General features: G+C 72.7%; 22 protein-coding genes. 14 read left to right on the top strand and 8 right to left on the bottom strand.

The window, feature by feature from the left end; all coding sequences use genetic code 11:
- Positions 1-8: 8 nt before the first annotated feature.
- Positions 9-1,772: an acetyl/propionyl/methylcrotonyl-CoA carboxylase subunit alpha gene (locus AC067U_RS30220; RefSeq protein WP_478832986.1), complete on the bottom strand. Its 1,764-nt coding sequence runs from the start codon at positions 1,770-1,772 to the stop codon at positions 9-11.
- Positions 1,773-2,079: 307 nt separating this feature from the next.
- Here AC067U_RS30220 and AC067U_RS30215 point away from each other — a divergent pair, with 307 nt between their 5' ends.
- Positions 2,080-2,541, top strand: a complete 462-nt coding sequence (locus tag AC067U_RS30215; protein WP_478832985.1) for a hypothetical protein — start codon at positions 2,080-2,082, stop codon at positions 2,539-2,541.
- On the opposite strand, the gene AC067U_RS30210 is transcribed toward AC067U_RS30215, so the two are convergent.
- The 4 genes from AC067U_RS30210 to AC067U_RS30195 all read right to left on the bottom strand — a co-directional run bounded on the left by AC067U_RS30210 (position 2,522) and on the right by AC067U_RS30195 (position 5,249).
- Positions 2,522-3,130 carry a nucleoside triphosphate pyrophosphatase gene (locus AC067U_RS30210; protein ID WP_478832984.1) on the bottom strand — a complete coding sequence of 203 codons (609 nt, stop codon included), beginning with the start codon at positions 3,128-3,130 and terminating at the stop codon, positions 2,522-2,524. The genes AC067U_RS30215 and AC067U_RS30210 overlap by 20 nt on opposite strands.
- Positions 3,131-3,213: 83 nt before the next feature.
- Positions 3,214-3,348: a morphogenic membrane protein MmpB gene (gene mmpB, locus AC067U_RS30205; protein ID WP_365104402.1), complete on the bottom strand. Its 135-nt coding sequence runs from the start codon at positions 3,346-3,348 to the stop codon at positions 3,214-3,216.
- Positions 3,349-3,438: 90 nt separating this feature from the next.
- Positions 3,439-3,645: an acyl-CoA carboxylase epsilon subunit gene (locus AC067U_RS30200; protein WP_478832983.1), complete on the bottom strand. Its 207-nt coding sequence runs from the start codon at positions 3,643-3,645 to the stop codon at positions 3,439-3,441.
- Between the two features lie 8 nt (positions 3,646-3,653).
- Positions 3,654-5,249, bottom strand: coding sequence for an acyl-CoA carboxylase subunit beta (locus AC067U_RS30195; protein ID WP_478832982.1), 1,596 nt, complete (start codon positions 5,247-5,249; stop codon positions 3,654-3,656).
- A gap of 144 nt (positions 5,250-5,393) precedes the next feature.
- Here AC067U_RS30195 and AC067U_RS30190 point away from each other — a divergent pair, with 144 nt between their 5' ends.
- The 5 genes from AC067U_RS30190 to AC067U_RS30170 all read left to right on the top strand — a co-directional run bounded on the left by AC067U_RS30190 (position 5,394) and on the right by AC067U_RS30170 (position 10,441).
- Positions 5,394-6,245, top strand: coding sequence for a biotin--[acetyl-CoA-carboxylase] ligase (locus AC067U_RS30190; protein ID WP_478832981.1), 852 nt, complete (start codon positions 5,394-5,396; stop codon positions 6,243-6,245).
- A 203-nt stretch (positions 6,246-6,448) separates the two neighbouring features.
- A complete protein-coding gene (locus AC067U_RS30185; protein ID WP_478832980.1) occupies positions 6,449-7,624 on the top strand; it encodes an adenylate/guanylate cyclase domain-containing protein in 1,176 nt (391 codons plus the stop codon).
- A 34-nt stretch (positions 7,625-7,658) separates the two neighbouring features.
- On the top strand, positions 7,659-8,519 hold the full coding sequence (locus AC067U_RS30180) for an enoyl-CoA hydratase/isomerase family protein (RefSeq protein ID WP_478832979.1): 861 nt from the start codon (positions 7,659-7,661) through the stop codon (positions 8,517-8,519).
- Between the two features lie 98 nt (positions 8,520-8,617).
- Positions 8,618-9,730 carry a GGDEF domain-containing protein gene (locus AC067U_RS30175; RefSeq protein WP_478832978.1) on the top strand — a complete coding sequence of 371 codons (1,113 nt, stop codon included), beginning with the start codon at positions 8,618-8,620 and terminating at the stop codon, positions 9,728-9,730.
- A gap of 111 nt (positions 9,731-9,841) precedes the next feature.
- A complete protein-coding gene (locus tag AC067U_RS30170; protein ID WP_478832977.1) occupies positions 9,842-10,441 on the top strand; it encodes a dihydrofolate reductase family protein in 600 nt (199 codons plus the stop codon).
- Positions 10,442-10,474: 33 nt separating this feature from the next.
- Here the strand turns inward: AC067U_RS30170 and AC067U_RS30165 are convergent, their stop codons facing one another.
- Entirely contained in the window at positions 10,475-11,125 is a 651-nt protein-coding gene (locus tag AC067U_RS30165) for a TetR/AcrR family transcriptional regulator (protein WP_478832976.1), read from the bottom strand.
- Between the two features lie 118 nt (positions 11,126-11,243).
- Between AC067U_RS30165 and AC067U_RS30160 the strand changes: the two genes are divergently transcribed.
- Positions 11,244-12,053: an alpha/beta fold hydrolase gene (locus tag AC067U_RS30160; protein ID WP_478832975.1), complete on the top strand. Its 810-nt coding sequence runs from the start codon at positions 11,244-11,246 to the stop codon at positions 12,051-12,053.
- A 231-nt stretch (positions 12,054-12,284) separates the two neighbouring features.
- Positions 12,285-13,826, top strand: a complete 1,542-nt coding sequence (gene hutH, locus AC067U_RS30155) for a histidine ammonia-lyase (protein WP_478833023.1) — start codon at positions 12,285-12,287, stop codon at positions 13,824-13,826.
- A gap of 101 nt (positions 13,827-13,927) precedes the next feature.
- Here hutH and AC067U_RS30150 read toward each other — a convergent pair whose 3' ends face one another.
- Positions 13,928-14,230: a hypothetical protein gene (locus AC067U_RS30150; RefSeq protein ID WP_478832974.1), complete on the bottom strand. Its 303-nt coding sequence runs from the start codon at positions 14,228-14,230 to the stop codon at positions 13,928-13,930.
- Between the two features lie 108 nt (positions 14,231-14,338).
- Here AC067U_RS30150 and AC067U_RS30145 point away from each other — a divergent pair, with 108 nt between their 5' ends.
- The 3 genes from AC067U_RS30145 (at position 14,339) to AC067U_RS30135 (ending at position 16,834) form a co-directional block, all read left to right on the top strand.
- Positions 14,339-14,680, top strand: a complete 342-nt coding sequence (locus tag AC067U_RS30145; RefSeq protein WP_478832973.1) for a hypothetical protein — start codon at positions 14,339-14,341, stop codon at positions 14,678-14,680.
- A 144-nt stretch (positions 14,681-14,824) separates the two neighbouring features.
- Positions 14,825-16,084 (top strand): L,D-transpeptidase, encoded by a 1,260-nt coding sequence (locus AC067U_RS30140; RefSeq protein WP_478832972.1) that lies wholly within the window; start codon positions 14,825-14,827, stop codon positions 16,082-16,084.
- Between the two features lie 330 nt (positions 16,085-16,414).
- Entirely contained in the window at positions 16,415-16,834 is a 420-nt protein-coding gene (locus AC067U_RS30135; protein ID WP_478832971.1) for an Ig domain-containing protein, read from the top strand.
- A 27-nt stretch (positions 16,835-16,861) separates the two neighbouring features.
- Here AC067U_RS30135 and AC067U_RS30130 read toward each other — a convergent pair whose 3' ends face one another.
- Positions 16,862-17,821: a helix-turn-helix domain-containing protein gene (locus tag AC067U_RS30130; RefSeq protein WP_478832970.1), complete on the bottom strand. Its 960-nt coding sequence runs from the start codon at positions 17,819-17,821 to the stop codon at positions 16,862-16,864.
- Positions 17,822-18,000: 179 nt separating this feature from the next.
- Between AC067U_RS30130 and AC067U_RS30125 the strand changes: the two genes are divergently transcribed.
- The 3 genes from AC067U_RS30125 (at position 18,001) to AC067U_RS30115 (ending at position 22,570) form a co-directional block, all read left to right on the top strand.
- Complete coding sequence (locus AC067U_RS30125; RefSeq protein WP_478832969.1) at positions 18,001-19,056, top strand: NAD(P)-dependent alcohol dehydrogenase; 1,056 nt, start codon at positions 18,001-18,003, stop codon at positions 19,054-19,056.
- A gap of 107 nt (positions 19,057-19,163) precedes the next feature.
- Positions 19,164-21,401, top strand: a complete 2,238-nt coding sequence (locus tag AC067U_RS30120; protein ID WP_478832968.1) for an MMPL family transporter — start codon at positions 19,164-19,166, stop codon at positions 21,399-21,401.
- A 32-nt stretch (positions 21,402-21,433) separates the two neighbouring features.
- Positions 21,434-22,570: a sensor histidine kinase gene (locus AC067U_RS30115; RefSeq protein ID WP_478832967.1), complete on the top strand. Its 1,137-nt coding sequence runs from the start codon at positions 21,434-21,436 to the stop codon at positions 22,568-22,570.

Genomic DNA, 22,570 nt, shown 5'->3' with positions numbered 1-22,570 from the left:
GCCGGACGTCAGTCCTTGATCTCGCAGATGGTGGCGCCCGAGGTGACGGAGGCGCCGACCTCGGCGTTCAGGCCGACGATGGTGCCGGAGCGGTGCGCGTTGAGCGGCTGCTCCATCTTCATGGCCTCCAGGACGACCACGAGCTCGCCCTCGGCGACCTGCTGGCCCTCCTCGACGGCGACCTTGACGATGGTGCCCTGCATCGGAGAGGCGAGGGTGTCGCCGGAGGCGGCCGGGCCGGACTTCTTCGCGGCGCGGCGCTTGGGCTTGGCACCGCCGGCGGCAGCCGTACGGGCCAGGGTCATGCCCAGCGAGGAGGGCAGCGAGACCTCCAGGCGCTTGCCGCCGACCTCGACCACGACGGTCTCGCGGCCGGGCTCGTCCTCGGTCTCCTCGGCGGCCGGAGCGGCGAAGGCCGGGATCTCGTTGACGAACTCGGTCTCGATCCAGCGGGTGTGGACCTTGAACGGGGTGCCGTCGGTGGGCGCGAAGGCCGGGTCGACGACGACCGCGCGGTGGAACGGGATGGCGGTGGCCATGCCCTCCACCTGGAACTCGGCCAGCGCACGGGCGGCACGCTGCAGGGCCTGCTCGCGGGTGGCACCGGTGACGATCAGCTTGGCCAGCAGGGAGTCCCAGGCCGGGCCGATCACGCTGCCGGACTCCACGCCGGCGTCCAGGCGGACACCGGGGCCGGTCGGCGCGTTGAAGACGGTGACGGTGCCGGGGGCGGGGAGGAAGTTGCGGCCCGGGTCCTCGCCGTTGATGCGGAACTCGAAGGAGTGGCCGCGCAGCACCGGGTCGCCGTAACCGAGCTCCTCGCCGTCGGCGATGCGGAACATCTCGCGGACCAGGTCGATGCCGGTGACCTCTTCGGTGACCGGGTGCTCGACCTGGAGGCGGGTGTTGACCTCCAGGAAGGAGATCGTCCCGTCGAGGCCGACGAGGAACTCGACGGTGCCGGCGCCGACGTAGCCGGCCTCCTTGAGGATGGCCTTGGAGGCGGCGTACAGCTCGGCGTTCTGCTCCTCGGAGAGGAACGGGGCCGGGGCCTCCTCCACCAGCTTCTGGTGGCGGCGCTGGAGCGAGCAGTCACGCGTGGAGACGACGACCACGTTGCCGTGGGAGTCGGCCAGGCACTGGGTCTCGACGTGGCGGGGCTTGTCGAGGTAGCGCTCGACGAAGCACTCGCCGCGGCCGAAGGCGGCCACGGCCTCGCGCACGGCGGAGTCGTAGAGCTCGGGGACCTCTTCGAGGGTGCGGGCGACCTTCAGGCCGCGGCCGCCGCCGCCGAAGGCGGCCTTGATGGCGATCGGCAGGCCGTGCTGCTCGGCGAACGCGACGACCTCGTCGGCACCCGAGACCGGGTCCGGGGTGCCGGCCACCAGCGGCGCGCCGGCGCGCTGGGCGATGTGCCGGGCGGCGACCTTGTCGCCGAGGTCGCGGATGGCCTGCGGCGGCGGGCCGATCCAGGTCAGACCCGCGTCGATGACGGCCTGCGCGAACTCGGCGTTCTCGGACAGGAACCCGTAACCGGGGTGGATGGCGTCGGCGCCGGAGTCGGCGGCGGCCTGCAGGACCTTGGAGATGTCCAAGTAGCTGGCGGCGGGGGTGTCACCGCCCAACGCGAAGGCTTCGTCGGCCGCGCGGACGTGCAGAGCGTCCCGGTCCGGATCGGCGTACACAGCTACGCTGGCGATCCCGGCGTCCCGGCAGGCCCGGGCGACGCGGACAGCGATTTCGCCACGGTTGGCGATGAGCACCTTGCGCACGATGGCTCCCTCCTGAGAATCAAGCTGAGTTTAGGGACAGCCGACACGGGCTTTCGACCCGTCTCCAGAGGTGAGCTTGCCCACACAGAGCGTGATTCGAGGCCGGGTCGAGTGAAAGAACCCTTGTGGCGCCCCAGGTCGGAGGCATCCCCAACGGCACAGTAACCCCCACATGTGGCCAAGGTCTCTGTGCGCACGCGCAGCGGCCTCCGACGATTCTTTGTGGGATCCCTACCAAGCGACTGATCTTTCTTTGCCCGTGTCCGGACTCTTGTCCCCTGGTTTACCCATTAGTAGCCTCCGGGGCATGCTGCGGAGACTGGTGGCCGGGACGGCCGCGCTCGTGCTCGTCGCGGAGGCGGCGGTCGTCGTTCTGGTGCACGTCGTGCTGGGTCGCACGACGGAGAGCCAGTCCATGTCGATCGCGGGCAGCGACCCGGATGTCATGTCTATGGCAACGTATCTGCTGGGTGCGGGCATGGGCGGCTTCCTGCTGCTGTGCGCCGCGCTGCTCGGCTTCGCCGCCCTGCGCGACCGACCGCCCGCCCGGTTCGCCCGCGGGATCCTCCTCGGCGCCGCCGTCACCCACGGACTGCTCGGCGCGCTGGTCGTCGGCCTGGTGGGCTGGCACGCCTTCGCGGCGCTGATGCTGACGCTCTGCCTGATCGTCCTGGCCCTGATGCTCCACCCGGCCGCCCCCGGCCCGGACGCACGGCCGGGGGAGCCCGGAAGCGGCGAACTCTCCGAGGTCAGGCCCACAAGTCCGTGATGGACAGACCCAGTTCGCCGAGCAGCGAGCGCAGCAGCGGCAGCGACAGCCCGATGACGTTCCCGTGGTCGCCCTCGATCCCCTCGATGAACGGCCCGGACAGCCCGTCCAGGGTGAACGCGCCGGCCACGTGCAGCGGCTCCCCGCTCGCCACGTACGCCGCCACCTCCGCGTCCGTCGGCTCGCCGAACCGGACCGTCGTGGAGGCCGTCGCCGACACCTGACGCCCGGTCGCCGTGTCGATCACGCAGTGCCCGGTGCGCAGCACCCCCGCCCGCCCGCGCATGGCCTTCCAGCGGGCCGTGGCCTCCTCGGCGTCCGCGGGCTTCCCCAGCGCCTCGCCGTCCAGTTCCAGGACCGAGTCGCAGCCGATCACCAGTGCCCCCGCGGCCTCCGGCAGGCCCGCCACCACGCCCGCCTTGGCCTCCGCCAGGGCCAGGGCGAGCTCGGCCGGCGTGTCCGCGTCCAGCGAGTCCTCGTCGAAGTTGCTGACGATCACGTGCGGGGCGAGCCCGGCCTGCCGCAGCAGGTTCAGCCGTGCGGGGGACGCGGAAGCGAGGACCAGGGTGCGCGGTTCAGCAGCAGTCATGGGCCTCATCGTAGGGCGGGGGCCGGAGCGGGGTCAGGGGCCCTCCAGGGGCGGGGGCACGGGCCGTCCCGCGGCCCGGGGCCTCAGAGCCCGCCCACGCCCAGGACGTAGACCAGGACCAGCATGGCCACGGCCAGGACCACGGTCAGCCGGCGGATCATCGCCTGTGCCTCACGCATGTCCTTGGGCGGCTCGTCTTTCGGGTCGGACCAGAGCATGACCCGATCCTCCGCCCCGGAACGGCAGTGGCGCCTGAGTACGGGTACTCAGGCGCCACCTTCCGTTCCCCTAGGGGACGTCTTCCGCCGCTACGCGGGCCAGTACGTACGGCCCCACGCGCGCGGGCCCGGCTGCGGCATCCGCCGCCGCGCCACCTGGGCCGGATCGGCCCACCGGTCGGCCACGCCCGGTGCGCCCGGCGGCACGGCTGCCAGCGCCGCCGCGCGCGCTTGGACCACCGCCAGTGCGGCGGCCAGCTCCTCGGGGGTCGGGTTCCCCTTGACGACCTTGATCACCGGACCTCCTAGAGGGGGATGTTCCCGTGCTTCTTGGGGGGCAGCGACTCCCGCTTCGTGCGCAGGGCGCGCAGCCCCTTCACGATGTGTGCCCGCGTCTCGGACGGGAGTACCACCGCGTCCACGTAACCGCGGTTGGCGGCCGTGTAGGGGTTCAGCAGGGTGTCCTCGTACTCGGCGATCAGCTGCGCCCGCGTGGCCTCTTCGTTTCCGGAGGCCTTCGCCTCCTCGATCGCGCGCCGGTGCAGGATGTTGACCGCGCCCTGCGCGCCCATCACGGCGATCTGCGCGGTGGGCCAGGCCAGGTTCAGGTCGGCGCCCAGGTGCTTGGAGCCCATGACGTCGTACGCGCCGCCGAAGGCCTTGCGGGTGATGACCGTGATCAGCGGGACGGTGGCCTCGGCGTAGGCGTAGATCAGCTTGGCGCCGCGCCGGATGATGCCGCCGTACTCCTGGTCCACGCCGGGCAGGAAGCCGGGCACGTCCACGAACGTCAGCACCGGGATGTTGAAGGCGTCGCAGGTCCGGACGAACCGCGCGGCCTTCTCCGAGGCGTTGATGTCCAGGCAGCCGGCGAACTGCATCGGCTGGTTGGCGACGATGCCCACCGGGTGGCCCTCGACCCGGCCGAAGCCGGTGAGGATGTTCGGCGCGAACATCGCCTGGGTCTCCAGGAACTCGCCCTCGTCCAGCACGTGCTCCAGCACCGCGTGCATGTCGTACGGCTGGTTGGCGGAGTCCGGGATCAGGACGTCCAGTTCGAGGTCGGTGCCCGAGACCTCGGTGTCGGCCTCCTCCGGGAACGCCGGCGGCTCCGAGAGGTTGTTCGAGGGGAGGAAGGAGAGTAGCGACTTGACGTACTCGATGGCGTCCTTCTCGTCGCCCGCCATGTGGTGCGCCACGCCGGAGGTGGTGTTGTGGGTCCGGGCGCCGCCCAGCTCCTCGAAGCCCACGTCCTCGCCGGTGACCGTCTTGATCACGTCCGGGCCGGTGATGAACATGTGCGAGGTCTGGTCGACCATCACGGTGAAGTCGGTGATGGCCGGGGAGTAGACGGCGCCGCCCGCACACGGTCCGACGACCAGGCTGATCTGCGGGATCACCCCGGAGGCGAGGGTGTTCCGGCGGAAGATCTCGCCGTACATGCCGAGGGCCATGACGCCCTCCTGGATCCGGGCGCCGCCGGAGTCGTTGATGCCGACGACCGGGCAGCCGGTCTTCAGCGCGAAGTCCATGACCTTCATGATCTTCTGGCCGTAGACCTCGCCGAGGGCCCCGCCGAAGACGGTGAAGTCCTGCGAGAACACGGCCACCGGACGGCCGTCCACGGTGCCGTAGCCCGTGACGACGCCGTCGCCGTAGGGGCGGGTCTTCTCCAGCCCGAAATTGGTCGAACGGTGCCGGGCGAGCTCGTCGAGCTCGACGAAGGAGCCTTCGTCCAGAAGCAGCGCGATCCGCTCACGGGCCGTCAGCTTGCCCTTGGCGTGCTGCTTCTCCACCGCCCGCGCGGATCCGGCGTGCGTGGCCTCGTCGATACGGCGCTGCAGATCCGCGATCTTCCCCGCGGTGGTGTGGATGTCGATGGGCTCTGAGGGTTGAGACATCGGGGTCGCGGCTCCCTGAGTGGTGAACTTCAGTGGTGTCCACTGCCTGGTCAAGTGATTGACAGCTGCTGGCTACTGGTGCGTAGCGTATCGGCGGGCATGGCGCACGGCAGTGCGGCGTTTGACACACCTAATGTGGCTTGCATGACGCCATCTGATGCCTCAGCCGGACGCTGGTCGAGCCTCGACCGGCCGCCCCTCTCCGCCGCCGCGCTGCGCCGCTCCCTCCTCACCGAAGGCAGTCTGTGGACCTCCGTGGAGGTCGTGGACTCCACCGGCTCGACCAACTCCGATCTCGCGGCGCGGGCCGGAGCCCTGCCCGAGGGGGCCGTGCTGGTCGCCGAGGAGCAGACCGCCGGCCGCGGGCGGCTGGACCGCAGCTGGGTCGCCCCCGCCCGGTCCGGGCTGTTCTTCTCGGTCCTGCTCAAGCCCGGCGCGCGGGTGCCGGCCGGGCAGTGGGGCTGGCTGACGCTGCTGGCCGGGGTCGCGACCGCGGCCGGGGTGGCCCAGGCGTCCGGGGTGGACACGGCGCTCAAGTGGCCCAACGACCTGCTCGTCACCGTGCAGGGGGAGGAGCGGAAGGCGGGCGGCATCCTCGCCGAGCGCGTGGACGACGGACTCGTCATCGGCATCGGCCTGAACGTCACGCTGACGGAGGACGAGCTGCCGGTGCCCGGCGCCGGCTCGCTGGTACTGGCCAAGGCCGCCGTCACCGACCGCGAACCGGTGCTGAAGGCGGTCCTGCGGTCCATGGAGGACTGGTACGGGCGGTGGATCGCGGCGGGCGGCGACGCGGCCGAGTGCGGCCTGCAGGAGACGTACGCGGCGGGCTGCGCCACGCTGGCCCGGCACGTACGGGCGGAGCTGCCGGGCGGCCGCGAGCTCACCGGTACGGCGGAGGCGGTGGACGCCGACGGCCGCCTGGTCGTCCGTACGGCCGAGGGCGCGCGCGAGGCGGTGTCCGCGGGCGACGTCATCCACCTCCGCGGTCACTGAGCGCGGCGCCGGCGGGGCCGGAAGCGGTCCGGGGCCGGGCCTGGGCCGGTCCGGAGCCGGTCCGGAGCCGGTCCGGGGGAAACCGGCTCCCAGGTGGACGAGTGAGCTACGGCACACCTGCCGTATGGTTTAGGCGATCCCGGTGCTCACGGTGATCAACCGGTTCGCAGGGCAGTGCGCACGGAATGGACAGGAGGCGGCCCTTGACCGTCGACGACGCTGGTTCCGGCGCACCGTCCCCGAGCGGCACGGGCTCCCCGAGCGGTACGGGCCACGTGACGCCCATCGGGCGCGACCAGCACCACCCGCACCACGAGGTGGACCACACCGCCCAGCCGACCGCCGACCCGCTCGCGATCCGGCTGGAGCAGCTGATCCTGGGTGCGGAGCGCCGCTACACGCCGTTCCAGGCGGCGCGCAGCGCGGGTGTGTCGATGGAGCTGGCGTCCCGGTTCTGGCGGGCGATGGGTTTCGCGGACATCGGCCAGGCGAGGGCGCTGACCGAGGCGGACGTGCTGGCGCTGCGCCGGCTGGCGGGTCTGGTCGAGGCGGGGCTGCTGAGCGAGCCGATGGCGGTGCAGGTGGCCCGGTCCACCGGGCAGACCACCGCCCGTCTGGCCGAATGGCAGATCGATTCCTTCCTGGAGGGGCTGACGGAGCCGCCGGAGCCGGGGATGACCCGGACGGAGGTCACGTACCCGCTGGTCGAGCTGCTGCTGCCGGAGCTGGAGGAGTTCCTCGTCTACGTCTGGCGGCGGCAGCTGGCCGCCGCCACCGGCCGCGTGGTGCAGGCCGCGGACGACGAGGAGATGGTGGACCGGCGGCTCGCCGTGGGCTTCGCCGACCTGGTCGGATTCACCCGTTTGACGCGGCGTCTGGAGGAAGAGGAGCTCGGCGAGCTGGTCGAGGCCTTCGAGACCACCTGCGCGGACCTGGTGGCCGCGCACGGGGGCCGGCTGATCAAGACCCTGGGTGACGAGGTGCTGTACTGCGCCGACGAGCCGGGAACGGCGGCGGAGATCGCCCTGCGGCTGATCGAGACGATGGAGGCCGACCCGATGATGCCGGAGCTGCGGGTGGGCATCGCCTTCGGCACCGTGACGACCCGGATGGGCGACGTCTTCGGCACCACCGTGAACCTGGCGAGCCGGCTGACCTCGATAGCGCCCAAGGACGCGGTCCTGGTGGACGGGGCGCTGGCGGAGGAGCTGGGCCGGACGGGGGACGCGCCGGTCTCGGAGAAGGAGGCCGAGGCGGCGCCGCCGGCGGAGAAGCCGTACCGGTTCGCCCTGCAGCCGATGTGGCAGCGGCCGGTCCGCGGCCTCGGGGTCGTGGAGCCCTGGTTGCTGACCCGGCGGACGCCTAAGATCCCCGGTTGACAGGGCGATAACGCTCGTTAACCGGGAGGGTCTCATGGGTCAGGATCAGGATCGGGATCAGCGGCAGGAGCGCGGGCAGGCGCAGGGGCAGGGCCGGCGTTTCGGCGAGTTCGTCGAGGTGCGCCGGCACGGCGGCGGCGATCCGACCGGGGTCGTGGAGCTGGTCCTGGACCGGCCCAAGGCGATGAACGCGGTGTCCACCGAGATGGCCCGGTCCATCGGTGCCGCGTGCGCGGCGCTGGCCGCGGATCCGCAGGCCCGGGTGGTGGTCCTGACCTCGACGCACGAGCGGGCGTTCTGCGTGGGCGCGGACCTCAAGGAGCGGAACTCGCTCTCGGACGCGGAGCTGGTCGCGCAGCGGCCCACCACGCGCGGCGCGTACGGCGGCGTGCTGGAGCTGCCGATGCCGACGATCGCGGCGGTGCACGGGTTCGCCCTGGGCGGCGGCTTCGAGCTGGCGCTGGCCTGCGACCTGATCGTGGCGGACGAGACCGCGGTGGTGGGCCTCCCGGAGGTCTCCGTCGGGGTGATCCCCGGCGGCGGCGGTACGCAGCTGCTGCCGCGCCGGGTGGGCGCGGCCCGGGCCGCCGAGCTGATCTTCACGGCCCGGCGGGTGGAGGGCCCGGACGCCCTCGCGCTGGGCCTGGTGGACGAGCTGGTCGGCGCGGGCCGGGACCGGGAGCGGGCGCTGGAGCTGGCCGGGACCATCGCGGCGAACTCGCCGGTGGGGCTGCGGGCGGCCAAGCGGGCGCTGCGGCTGGGGCACGGTATGGACCTGACGGCCGGCCTGGAGATCGAGGACGCCGCCTGGCGCACGGTGGCCTTCTCCGGGGACCGCGCGGAGGGCGTGGCGGCCTTCAACGAGAAGCGGAAGCCGAACTGGCCGGGGCGCTGATCCGCCCCCGCCGCCGGTGATGGCTCTGCGTGACCGTACGGCGATCGAATGCCGCATCGGGCATCACTGAATCGGACATAACTCCCTACGCTGGGGTGATGGGAGTGGACGGGCGGCTGCGGGCCGTGGTGAGCCTGGCGCAGGCCATGGCGGCGGCGCACGCGCCGAGGGATGCGGTACGGGCGGCCGCGCACGGCGCGCGCACCGCGATGGACGGGTCGTTCGCCGCGATCTCCGCGTGGGAGCGCGAGCGGGGCCGGCTGCGGGTTCTGGTGAACGAAGGGGCGCGGCGGCCCGGCGAGGAGGAGTTCCCCGAGGACGAGTCCTATCCCGTGCACGACTTCCCGGAGATCACCGAGTTCCTGCACGAGCGCTGGGCCGGGGGCGGCGGCCCGCACGCCTGGGTGGAGGGCGCCGGGAGCGGCCGCCCCGGGCGGCGCGGGGAGGCGCTGCGCCGGCGCCGCCGGGGGTCCTGCGTGGTGGCGCCGCTCGTGCTGAGCGGGCGGGCCTGGGGGGAGCTGTACGTGGCCCGGGACGAGGGGCTGCCGGAGTTCGGTGCGGACGACGCGGAGTTCGCGGCGGTGCTGGCGGCCGTGGTGGCCGCCGGGCTGGCGCAGAACGAGCGGCTGGAGGAGGCGCGGCGGCTCGCCTTCACCGATCCGCTCACCGGGCTCGCGAACCGGCGGGCGGTGGACATGCGGCTGGACGAGGCCCTCGAACGGCACCGGGCGGCCGGGGCGGTGGTGAGCCTGGTGGTCTGTGACCTGAACGGCCTGAAGCGGGTCAACGACACCCTCGGGCACGCGACGGGGGACCGGCTGCTGGAACGGTTCGGGTCGGTGCTCAGCCTGTGCGGGGCGATGCTGCCGGGTGCGCTGGTCGCCCGGCTGGGCGGGGACGAGTTCTGCGTGGTCTCGGTCGGCCCCTCGGCGGACGAGGTCGTACGGGTGGCGGAGCTCGTGTGCGAGCGCGCCGGGGAGCTGGAGCTGGGCGAGGGCGTGGCCTGCGGGGTGGCCTCCACGGGGGACGACATCGGGCCGGTGAAGTCCTCGCGGCGGCTGTTCCGGCTGGCGGACGCGGCGCAGTACAAGGCGAAGGCGGCGCGCTCGGCCAAGCCGGTGGTGGCCGGGCGGGACACCGCCGTGGTCCGGCTCGCGGACGCGGCCCGCCCCGCCGCGGCCGAGCGCCGGAGGTTCCGCGGGCGCAGCTGAGCGGACCGCTCCGGGCGTGTGGCGCAGGTCACATCCCGGGTGCGATGAGTCTCGCGCCCGGCAGCGGTCTGTATTGCGTAACCACACCGGTACGGAAGAGGAGTTACCGCCATGCGGATCGTCATCAGCGAGTTCATCAGCCTCGACGGCGTCGTTCAGGCCCCGGGCGGCCCGGACGAGGACACCGACGGCGGCTTCGCGCACGGCGGCTGGTCGCACCCGTTCTTCGACCCGGAGGTCGTGGGCGGCTTCATCCAGGAGAGCTCGGACCGGGCCGGGGCGCTGCTGTTCGGCCGCCGGACCTGGCAGGTCATGGCCGGGGCGTGGCCGGGGCGGGCGGGTGACCCGTTCGCCGACCGGATGAACGCCTTCCGCAAGTACGTGGTGTCCTCCACGCTCGGCGAGGCCGATCTGACCTGGAACAACACCACCCTGATCACCGCCGACAAGGCCCTCGACGCGATCCGCGACCTGCGCGCGGCCGAGGGCGGGGACCTGGTGGTGATGGGCAGCGCGACCCTCGCGCAGACCCTGATCGGCGAGGGCCTGGCCGACGAGCTCCGCCTGATCACCATGCCGGTGGTCCTGGGCGGGGGGAAGTCCGTCTTCCCGACGGCCGGCGCCAAGCACGCCTACGAGCTGGTCTCCACGGCGAGCAGCCCCGTCGGTGCGATCGTCAGCACCTACCGGGCCGTCGCCCCCGCCGCCTGACCGGGGCGACCGGCTGCCGGAGACCCCGCTCGACTAGAGACCCCGCTCGACCATCGAGACGAGGTCCTGGCCGGCCGCGCGGGCCTGCTCCGGGGTGACGCCCCGGAGCGGCCCGTCGATCATCAGGACCGCCAGTCCGTGCACCGCGGACCAGGCGAGGAACTCGGCGCCGGGGCGCCGCTCCGCCGGGAGCACGCCCGCCTCGACCAGGTCGTCCAGTGCGGCGCCGAGGATTTCGAACGGGGTCAGCCCCTGTTCTCCCGCGGCCGTGTCGTCGGCCGCGTGGGTCATGTCGGCCGGGGTGTGGAACGCGGCGCGGAACAGCCCGGGTTCGGCGATCGCGTAGGCGAGGTAGCCGGTGCCGACGGCGCGGAACCGGGCCCGCGCGCGGGCGGCCGGGTCCGCCCGGGCGGGCACGGCCGCCTGCTCGGCCTCCATCCGGCCGGCGACCCTCGCCATGGCCGCCATCGACACGGCGTGCACCAGCGCGTCTCGGTCGGCGAAGTGCCGGTAGGCGGCGTTGGGGGCCACCCCGGCCCGCCGGGTCACCTCGCGCAGGGAGACGGCCGCGGGCCCGCCCTCGGCCGCGAGTTCCACAGCCGCGTCCAGGAGTGCCCGGCGCAGGTTCCCGTGGCGGTAGGTGCTGCGCCTCGGCGGCGGGGTCGGATCGGACTCGGCTGTCATCTGGCCTGCTCCTTCGGTGAGTTGCGCCCATCAGATGTGGACAGCGTCCACTTTTGCTGGTTAGTCTGTGTCCAACGGATGTGAACAGCGTACACATTGGCGTATTGAGGGGGATCCCATGGCTTTCGAAACCGCGGTCTCTGAGGACGGCACCGCCATCGCCTACGAGCGGACGGGCGCCGGCCCCGCCCTGGTGCTGGTCGCTGGAGCGTTCGGTACCCGGGTGCACTGGCGCGAGCTCGCCGCCCGGCTCGCCGACCGGTTCACCGTGGTCGCGTACGACCGCCGGGGCCGCGGCGACAGCGGGGACACCGCTCCGTACGACGTGCAGCGCGAGGTGGAGGACCTGTCCGCGGTCATCGACGCCGTCGGCGGCTCGGCCTTCGTGATGGGGCTCTCCTCCGGAGCGGTGCTCGCGCTGGAGGCCACGGCCCGCGGGGCGGCCGTCACCCGCCTGGCCCTGTACGAGCCGCCGTTCGTGGTGGACGGCAGCCGGCCCCCGGTGCCCGCGGAATACGTCGCCCACCTGTCCGGCCTGCTGGCGGAGGACCGCCGCGGGGACATGGTGGAGTACTTCATGACGGCCGCGGTCGGTGTGCCCGCGGAGTTCGTGGCAGGGATGCGCCAGGACCCGATGTGGGCCCACTTCACGGGGGTCGCCCACACCCTCCCGTACGACGGGCGGGTCATGGGCGACACCATGCTCGGCCTCCCGCTGCCGGCCGACCGCTGGGCCCCGCTGTCCGTCCCGGTGCTGGTCGCCGACGGCGGCGCGAGCGAGTCCTGGATGCGCAACGCCGCCGATGCCGCCGCCGGGCTGCTGCCGGGCGCCGTCCGCCGCACCCTGGAGGGGCAGGACCACGCGGTGGCGCCGGAGGCGCTGGCCCCTGTACTGGCGGAGTTCTTCGGCGCGGAGGAAGCGCACTGATGAGCGGCAGGGTGTTCGTGTCGGTCGGGAGATCACCCTCATCCCGGACCGGACCGTGGGGACCCGCGAGGTCACCCACATCCGCTACCGGGTGACCGGCGGGTGACCCGCCTGCGCCCGGGGGAGCGCCCCCGGGGGAGCGCCTCGGGGCGTGTCCGGGTCGTGTCCGGGACGTGCCCCCGGCCCCTAGTGACATATTGAGATTCAGTCCGTAGGGTGCTGAATATGGATATGCACACTGTCGTGGTGGGGACGTCCGGCACCACTGCCGAGGACGTCATCGCCGTGGCCCGCGGGAACGCGCGGGTCGAGTTGTCCGCAGAGGCCCTCGACGCGCTCGGGCGAGCCCGCGCGATCGTGGACGCGCTGGCCGCCAAGCCCGAGCCCGTCTACGGGGTGTCCACCGGGTTCGGCGCCCTCGCCACCCGGCACATCTCGCACGAGCTGCGGGCCCAGCTCCAGCGCAACATCGTCCGCTCGCACGCGGCCGGCATGGGGCCGCGGGTCGAGCGCGAGGTGGTCCGCGCCCTGATGTTCCTGCGCCTGAAGACCGTGGCCTCCGGCCACACCGGCGTCCGCCCCGAGGTCGCCCGGACCATGGCCGACGTGCTCAACGCCGGCATCACCCCGGTCGTCCACGAGTACGGCTCCCTCGGCTGCTCCGGCGACCTCGCCCCCCTCTCCCACTGCGCGCTCGCGCTCATGGGCGAGGGTGACGCCGAGGGCCCCGACGGCACCGTCCGTCCGGCCGGCGAGCTGCTCGCCGAAGCCGGCATCGCCCCCGTCGAACTCCGCGAGAAGGAGGGCCTGGCCCTCCTCAACGGCACCGACGGCATGCTCGGCATGCTCTGCATGGCCCTGGCCGACCTCCGCCGGCTCTACACCTCCGCCGACATCACCGCCGCGCTCTCCCTGGAGGCGCTGCTCGGCACCGACAAGGTGCTCGCCCCCGAGCTGCACGCCATCCGCCCGCACCCCGGGCAGGGCGACTCCGCCGCCAACATGGCCGCCGTCCTCAAGGGCTCCGGCCTCACCGGGCACTTCCAGCACGACGAGGCCCCGCGCGTACAGGACGCCTACTCGGTGCGCTGCGCGCCCCAGGTGGCCGGCGCCGGCCGCGACACCATCGCGCACGCCGCCCTGGTGGCCTCCCGCGAGCTGGCCTCCTCCGTCGACAACCCGGTCGTCCTCCCCGACGGCCGCGTCGAGTCCAACGGCAACTTCCACGGCGCGCCCGTCGCGTACGTGCTGGACTTCCTGGCCATCGCCGCGGCCGACCTCGGCTCCATCGCCGAGCGCCGCACCGACCGGCTGCTGGACAAGAACCGCAGCCACGGCCTGCCGCCCTTCCTGGCCGACGACGCCGGCGTGGACTCCGGTCTGATGATCGCCCAGTACACGCAGGCCGCGCTGGTCAGCGAGATGAAGCGGCTGGCCGTTCCGGCCTCCGCCGACTCGATCCCGTCCTCCGCGATGCAGGAGGACCACGTCTCGATGGGCTGGTCCGCCGCCCGCAAGCTGCGTACCGCGATCGACAACCTGACCCGGATCGTCGCCGTGGAGTTCTACGCCGCCTCGCGCGCCGTCGAACTGCGCACCGGGCTGGTCCCGGCGCCCGCCTCGCAGGCGGCCGTGGCCGCCGCGCGGGCGGCCGGTGTGGGCGGCCCCGGGCCGGACCGTTTCCTCGCCCCCGACCTGGCCGCCGCCGAGGAGTTCGTCCGTACGGGCGCGCTCGTCGCGGCGGTGGAGACCGTCACCGGGCCGCTCGCCTGAGCACGCCTCGGGGCGGCGCCTGACGCCGCCCCGCAACGGCCGAGGGCCGCCCCACCGGAGTGGGGCGGCCCTCGGCCCGTTCCCGGGCGCCGGCAGGCGCGCTAGCGGGCGCGCGTACGGCTCGCCGAGAAGACCACGAAGGACGCGCCGAGGCCCAGGCAGGCCACGCCCCCGAAGACGTACGGGGTGGTGTCCACGCCGCCGGTGTCGGCGAGCGCGAGCTGCGGCTCCGCGTTCCGCGGGGACCCGGTCACCCGCGTCGTGCCGGCGTTCACCGGCGCGCTCCCGGCGGCAGGCGTGCCGGAGTGCTCCGGAGGGGTGGCGTTGGCCGAAGGGACGAACCAGAAGGCGCCGAGGAGGGTGGTCGCCCCGAGGGCGGTGAGCAGCGGTCGACGTGCGGACACGGTTCGATCCCCCTTGTGGCAGCAGCGAATTGGCCGTGTGGGCCGATGCTAAGCAAAGGGGCGGGTCGTGGGAAAGTCAGGGCGGCCCGCAGGCTTACTCTCCGTCTCATGGAGACATCAGAGACCACGAGATTCATCCGGCTTCGTGTCGATTTGGTACTGGAAGTACCGGATCCGGATGCACTCACCGGAGCGGCGCTGGACCACATCAAGGACGACGAGTACATGCCCGACGACGAGCGCTCGCACGCCGAGGCGACCGTCCGGGAGGACGAGGCCGAGGCCCTGGCCTACCTCATCGACCCCACTGACCTGGTCGCGGAGGTCCCCGGGGTGGAGCTCGCCCAGGCCTCCTGGAGCACCGAGCCGGTCGATTACGACCCCGACTCCCTGGAGTGGGACATCGACGAGGAAGATGGGGTCTTCAACGAGGAGGACGACCGCGCCTGACAGTGGGGTGGACCACATCCGAACGGGATGTGGAACCGAACCCCCCGCCGCTCGCGTTGTCCGTCCAAGGCAGGGGCTCTGTCCCCTGCCTTGGGACCGAAGCTCAGGTTCCATCCTCGGGGTTCCGGCAACGATGGAGTGAGTGTGAGGACGAACAGCAAGCGGCGGAGAGGCCTGGCGGCCGTATCCGCCCTGCTCGGCGGGGTGCTGGTGCTCGCGGGCTGCAACGACGGCGGCAGCGACGAGAAGCCCGCGGGCAACGGCGCGGCGAGCGGCAACTCCCAGGCGGATGTCGACGCCGCCGCGGCCAAGGACGCCTCCAAGGCCCGAATAGCCATCACCCCCAAGGACGGCGCCACCAACGTCGGTCTGAACTCCACCTCCGTGACGGTCGGTGACGGCACTCTCACCCGGGTGGAGCTGAAGTCCTCCGAGGGTGCTGTCGTTGCCGGCAAGATCTCCGGGGACGGCAAGAGCTGGAAGCCGGACGCCGCCCTCAAGCGCTCCACCAAGTACTCGCTCTCGGCGACCGCGAAGGACGCCGGTGGCCGTGAGGCGCACGAGAACGCCTCCTTCACCACCGTCTCCCCGGAGAACAGCTTCGTCGGCTCGTTCACCCCGGAGGACGGCTCCAAGGTCGGCGTCGGCATGCCGGTGTCGATCACCTTCAACAAGCCGATCAAGGACAAGAAGGCCGTCCAGTCGGCGATCACCGTCACCTCCAGCAGCGGTCAGGAGGTCGTCGGCCACTGGTTCAGCCCCCAGCGGCTGGACTTCCGCCCCGAGCAGTACTGGAAGGCGAACTCCACCGTCACGCTGAAGATGAAGCTGGAAGGCGTCCAGAGCGCGCCCGGCGTCGTCGGCGTGCAGGACCGCACCGCCACCTTCAAGATCGACCGCAGCCAGGTCTCCGTCGTGGACGCCAAGACCAAGAAGATGACGGTCACCCGGGACGGACAGGTCATCAAGACCATCCCGATCTCGGCGGGCGCCCCGGCGAACCCGACGTACAACGGCCAGATGGTGATCTCCGAGAAGTTCAAGGAGACCCGGATGAACGGTGCCACCGTCGGCTTCACGGACGACGACGGCAAGGGCGAGTACGACATCAAGGACGTCCCGCACGCCATGCGGCTGTCCACCTCGGGCACCTTCATCCACGGCAACTACTGGGGCTCCGACTCGGTCTTCGGCAGCGTCAACACCAGCCACGGCTGTGTCGGCCTGAACGACGTCAAGGGCGCCGGCGACCCGAACCAGCCCGCCGCCTGGTTCTTCGACAACTCGCTGATCGGCGACGTCGTCACGGTCACCAACTCCCCGGACAAGACCATCAAGCCGGACAACGGCCTGAACGGCTGGAACATGGACTGGGCCGCGTGGAAGGCCGGTTCCGCGGTCTGATCCACCGCGCGCCTCCATTCACCGGAACCCGCCTGCGGCGGGGAGTTCCCGGGCCCACCGCCCGGAACTCCCCGCCGTACGCGTTCCCGGGCGTACGCGTTCCCGGGCGTACGCGCTCCCCGGACGTACGCGCCCCCGGGGCACCTGCGTTTCCGGGTGGTCCCGGCGGGCGTACTGGCGCCCCCTCCCCGCCACGCCTATGCTGCCGGGGCTCCACGCACTTCGAACACGCGCGACCGCACTTCGAACGCGCACGCCGCCGGCGTGCGCCCGCTCATGTTCCGGGCCGTCCGCCGTTCCGGGCGGCCCCCGCCGAGCTCGGAGGGTCCCATGAAGCGCTCTTCCCGCCGCGGCCGACCGGCCGCCCTCGTCGCCGTCCTGTTCGCCGTGGCCGCCGCGACCGCCAGCCCCGCGCACGCCGCCGCCCCGCCCGCCGAGGTCCCGGCGGCCCACTCCGCCCCCACCGCCCTCGCCGCGATCGCCGTCGCCGACCCCGGCCCGCAGACCGGCTTCCAGTACGACGGCGTCAGCCTGCAGATGACCGCCTCCGGGGGCACCGCGCCCTACACCTGGTCGGCCGTCAACCTGCCCCTGGGAACCCGGATCGACGCCTCGACGGGCCGGATCTCCGGCATCCTCCGCGGGGCCGGGACCCGTACGGTCACCGTGACCGCTGCCGACCCGGCCGGCAACTCGGGGAGCACGTCGTTCACCTGGCGCGTGATCCGCGACGCCTGCCCGCGCTGCTGACCGTCCGGCGGACCGGGCGCCGCAGCCCTAAGGCGCCCGGTCGGCCCGGTCGGCCCGGTCGGCCCGGTCCGCCCGCTGGGCCGCTCTCCGGTCCGGCTCCCCGCGCTCCGGCTCCCCGCGGTCCGGCCGCGCCGGGTCGGCGACGCCCCAGGAGCCCAGCAGTGCCAGCGCCTCCGCCGAGGCGGAACCGGGCTCCGCGTGGAAGGTCACCAGCGCCTGCTCCGGGTTGTCCGTCACCCGGAACGTCTCGAACGACAGCGACATGGGCCCCACCAGCGGATGCCGCAGCCGCTTGACCCCGTGCGCCTTGTCCGCGACCGTGTGCGCCGCCCACAGGCGCCGGAACTCCTCGTTCCGCACCGACAGTTCGCCCACCAGCGGGGCCAGCTGCGGGTCCTCCGGGTGCAGGCCCGCGTACAACCGCAGATTGCTGACCACCTCGCAGGCCCGGCAGTCCCAGTCCTGGTACAGCGCCGCCGTGGCCTCGTCCAGGAACACCAGCCGGACCAGGTTCCGCTCCGCCGCCGGCATCGCCTCGAAGTCCCCGAACACCGCCCGCGCCAGCCGGTTCCAGCCGATCAGGTCCTGCCGCCGGCCCACGATGTACGCCGGTACGCCTTCCATGGCGTCGAGCAGCGTCATCAGCTCCGGCCGCACCCGCTCGGGCCGGTAGCTCTGCCGGCACATCCGCCCGCGCCCCTTCGGGCGGGCCAGGTGCACCAGGTGCTCCCGCTCCACCTCGTCCAGCCGCAGCGCCCGCGCGATCGAGTCCAGCACCTTCACCGAGACGTTCTGCCCGTGGCCCTGCTCCAGCCGCGTGTAGTACGCCACCGACACCCCGGCCAGCTGGGCCAGTTCCTCACGGCGCAGGCCCGGTACCCGCCGGTGCCGCCCGTACGCGGGCAGGCCCACGTCCTGCGGCTGCAGCCGGGCCCGCCGGGAACGCAGGAACTCGCTCAGTTCGGCTCGCTGATCAAGCTGGTCCATGGCGTCAGTATCCCCGGCGGGCGGCCCCCGGCCCGGAGCCGATCCTGACCCTGCCGGTGGTAGGTTCCCCGGTCCTAGGCAGGACAGGGGACTGGGTGGCCGCTCCCCGCCCCGGCATCGTCGGTTCCGTCAACGAACGCCCCAGCACCACCGACGGACACGATCCGAGGAGCCACCGCATGTCCCAGGCCACCGTCACCGAGGCCGCCGCCTACGCCGTCCCCGCCGCCAAGGCCCCGCTGGAGCGGACCACCGTCCCGCTCCGCGCCGTCGGCCCGCAGGACGTCCTCATCGAGATCAAGTACGCCGGCATCTGTCACTCCGACATCCACCAGGCCCGCGACGGCTGGGGCGAGGGCATCTACCCGATGGTGCCCGGCCACGAGATCGCCGGAGTGGTCGCCGCGGTCGGCGGGCAGGTCACGAAGTTCGCCGTCGGCGACCGCGTCGGCGTCGGCTGCCTCGTCGACTCCTGCCGTACGTGCGAGCACTGCCTGCGCGGCGAGGAGCAGTTCTGCGCCGAGGGCCCCGTCTTCACGTACAACGCCCTCGACCGGAACGGCGACCCCACCTACGGCGGCTACGCGAGCCACCTCGTCGTCGACGAGAACTACACCCTCCGCATCCCCGACTCCCTCCCGCTGGACGCCGCCGCCCCGCTGCTCTGCGCCGGCATCACCCTCTACTCCCCGCTGAAGCACCGGCAGGCAGGCCCCGGCAAGAAGGTCGCGATCGTCGGCCTGGGCGGCCTCGGCCACATGGGCGTCAAGATCGCCAAGGCGATGGGTGCCGAGGTGACCGTGCTCTCCCGGTCCCTGCGCAAGAAGGACGACGGACTGGCCCTCGGCGCGACCCACTACCACGAGACCGGCGACCCGGCGACCTTCGAGGAACTGGCCGGCCGCTTCGACCTGGTCGTCTCCACCGTGTCCGACCCGCTCGACCTCACCGCCTACCTGGACCTGGTGAAGGTCGGCGGAGCCCTGGTGAACGTCGGCGTCCCCGAGGAGCCGGTCTCCCTCAACCTGCTCTCCGTCATCAACGGCAACAAGTCCCTCACCGGCTCCATGATCGGCGGCATCGCCGAGACCCAGGAGATGCTGGACTTCTGCGCCGAGCACGGGCTCGGCGCGGAGATCGAGCTGATCCGCGCCGACGAGATCAACGAGGCCTACGAGCGGGTCGTCGTCGGCGACGTCCGCTACCGCTTCGTCATCGACAACGCCACCCTCTGAGCCGGATCGGCCCTCCGCCCTGGACCTGTTGTCCACCGACCGGTGGACGACAGGTCCAACCGGCCGGTCCTGTCGGCGACATGCCCCGGGCGGCGAGGCTGAACGCCATGAAGAACCTCACCGTACGCATGGCCCGGCACAGCGCCCGGCACCCCTGGCAGGCCATCACCGGATGGCTCCTCTTCGTCGTCCTCTGCCTCGGCGCCGGCATCGCCCTCGGCTCCAACCCCGCGGCCTCCGAGGACTTCCGCATCGGCGAAGCCGGCCGGGCCGAGGCCCTCGCCGCCGAGGGCGGCCTCCAGCAGAAGCCCCTCGAACGGGTCGTCATCCAGGCCGCGCCCGGCACCGGCCGCCTCGACCCGGCCGAGGCCGAGGCCGCCGCACGCGACATCGGCACCCGCATGCGGCGGTTACCCGAAGTGCTGTCCGTGGCCGAACCCGTCGCCAACGCCGACCGCACCGCCCTGCGCGTCGACGTCACCATGAAGGGCGCCGAACTCGACGGCAAGAAGCACGTCGACGCCCTCCTCGCACAGACCGCCGAGGTCCGGGCCGCCCACCCGCGGCTGACCGTCGAGGAGGTCGGCAGCCCCTCCATCGGCAAGGGCGTCGACAAGCTCCGCGGCGAGGACCTCTCCCGCACCGAGGTCATCGCCCTGCCCGTCACCCTGATCACCCTGCTGCTGGTCTTCGGCTCCCTGCTGATGGCCGTCGTACCGCTGCTGCTGGCGATCTCCTCGATCGTGGCCGCCGTCGGCCTGTCGATGCTCGCCTCGCACGTCTTCCCCGACGCCGGCGTCGGCACCAACGTCATCCTGCTGATCGGCCTGGCCGTAGGCGTCGACTACACCCTCTTCTACCTCAAGCGGGAACGCGAGGAACGGGCCCGGTCCGGCGGCCGCCTCGGCACCCAGGCCATCGTGGAGCTGGCCGCGGCCACCTCCGGCCGGGCCGTGGTCGTCTCCGGCCTCGCCGTGGCCGTCTCCAGCGCCACCCTCTACCTCGCCGACGACGTCATCTTCTCCTCCATCGCCACCGGAGCGGTCCTCGTCACCCTGGTCGCCGTCCTCAGCTCGCTGACCGTGCTGCCCGCCGTCCTCGCCAAGCTGGGCGAGCGCGCCGAACGCCGCCGGGCCCGCACGGAGGCCCGTACCGCGGCCCGGGCAGCGGCCGGCAAGCCCGTCCGCCGCACCCTGCGGACCCGGCGCGCCCCGCGTTCCGGCGGCGGCCGGATCACCGCCGCGGTGCTCCGCCCGGTCGCCAGGCACCCCGCGCTCACCCTGGCCGTCTCCGGCCTCGCCCTCGTCGCCCTCGCCCTGCCCGTCCTGAACATCAACATCACCGAGATGAGCCGGGAGACGCACTCCCGCGCCATCCCCGCCATGAAGACCTACGACCGCCTGATGGCCGCCTACCCCGACCTGAAGGCCATGCACCAGGTCGTCGTGCGCGCCGACGCCGACCGCGCCGAGGACGTCGCCGGCGCCCTGCGCACCCTCGCCGACCGGGCCGCCGCAGAGGACCCGGCGATCGGCGGCACGCCCGTCCTGCGCGTCTCCGAAGACCGCCGCGTCACCCTCCTGGAGATGGCCGTACCGCACTCGGTGAGCAGCCCCGAGGCCCGTGACTCCCTGGAGCGCCTCCGCACCGAATACGTCCCCGGCACCGTCGGCGCGCTCGCCGGGACCGAGACCGCCGTCACCGGCGAGATCGCCCGGTACGCCGACTACCCCGCCCACCAGAAGCGGAAGCTGCCGCTCATCGTCGGCGCACTGCTGCTGGTCACCTTCGCCATGACCGTGTGGGCCTTCCGCTCCGTGGTCCTCGGCCTCGTCGGCATCGTGCTGAACCTGCTCTCCGCCTTCGCCTCGCTGGGCCTGCTCGTCCTGGTCTTCCAGAACGAATGGGCCGAGGGACTCCTCGGCTTCGACTCCACCGGCTCCATCGGCTCCCGCGTCCCGCTCTTCCTCTTCGTGATCCTCTTCGGGCTCTCCATGGACTACCAGGTGTTCGTGATCAGCCGGATCCGTGAGGCCCGGCTGAACGGAACCCCCACCCGGCAGGCCGTCGTCGAGGGCCTGTCCTCCTCCGCCGGGGTGGTCACCAGTGCGGCCCTGGTCATGGTGACGGTCTTCGCGAGCTTCGCCGCCCTGCACCTGATCGAGATGAAGCAGATCGGCTTCAGCCTCGCCGTCGCGGTCCTGCTGGACGCCTTCGTCATCCGCGTCCTGGTGCTGCCCTCCCTGATGCTGCTGCTCGGCGAGGCCAACTGGTGGCCGGTACGCGGAATGCGCCCTACCGCCGGGTCCGGGCAGACGGACCGTCAGCCGGTGTCCGTAGGCTGATCGCATGAGGCTGATCGAATGAGGCTGATCACATGACCGACCGACCGGGCCGCAGGGACGTCCACCGCTGGTACACCGCCGTCTGGCTCCTCCTGGGCCTGGTCCCCTCGGCCATCGCCACCGGAGACGACTCGGGGCCGGCGAAGGCGGCCTCCCTGGTCCTGGTGGGCGCCGCCTTCGCCTACGCGGCCGTCCACCGCTCCCGGGACCACACCCCGCTCTACTTATGGGCGCTGGCCCTCGGGCTCGGGGTGATGGCGGCCCTCCCCGGGGGCGGCGCGGCCCTCTTCGTCGCCGCCCTCCCGCAGTTCTGGTTCCAGCCCCGCGGCCCCCGGGCCGCCCTGCTGCTCAGCGGCTGCGCCGCGGTGGCCACCGCGGCCGGCAGCCTCTGGATCGACTCGCCGGGGAACGCGGCCGTGGCCCTCGCCGGCTACCTCGTCTCCGTCGCGGCCGGCCTCCTGCTGCACCGCCTGCTCGCCGACACCGAAGCCCGCGCCACCGCGCTGGCCGCCGAACTCTCCCTCACCCAGGAGCAGTTGGCGGAAGCGCACCGCCGCCAGGGCGCCACGGACGAAAGGGAACGGATGGCCCGCGAAATCCACGACACCCTCGCCCAGGGCTTCGCCTCCATCATCGTCCTGGCCGAAGCGGCCCGGGCCGGCCTCGGAGACGACCCGGAACGCACCGAACGGCAGCTGCGTTCCATCGAGCAGACCGCCCGCGAGAACTTCGCCGAGGCCCGGGTCCTGGTGGGCGCCGCCCCGCACAGCGGCCTGACCCCCGGCTCGGTGGTCCCCACCCTGCGCCGCACCCTGGAACGCTTCGCCCAGGACACCGGGATCACGGTGGAGGCGGACCTCCCCGAGGACATCGACTGCGACCAGCAGACCCGGATCGCGCTGCTCCGCTGCACCCAGGAATCCCTGGCCAACGTACGCAAACACGCCGACGCGAGCACGGTCTTCGTGGTCCTCGCCCAGCACCCGGACGCCATCGAGCTGGAGATCACCGACGACGGGCGGGGCTTCGTGGTCGCCGAATCCCTCGGCTTCGGCCTGGACGGCATGCGCAAACGCCTCGCCGAACTCGACGGCGACCTGACGGTGACCAGCTCGGTCGGCGACGGCACCCGCATCCTGGCCACCCTCCACACGAACGGAGCCCACTGA

This window comes from Streptomyces sp. NPDC043853 (assembly GCF_056436025.1).
This window is presented reverse-complemented; position numbering and strand designations above follow the sequence as displayed.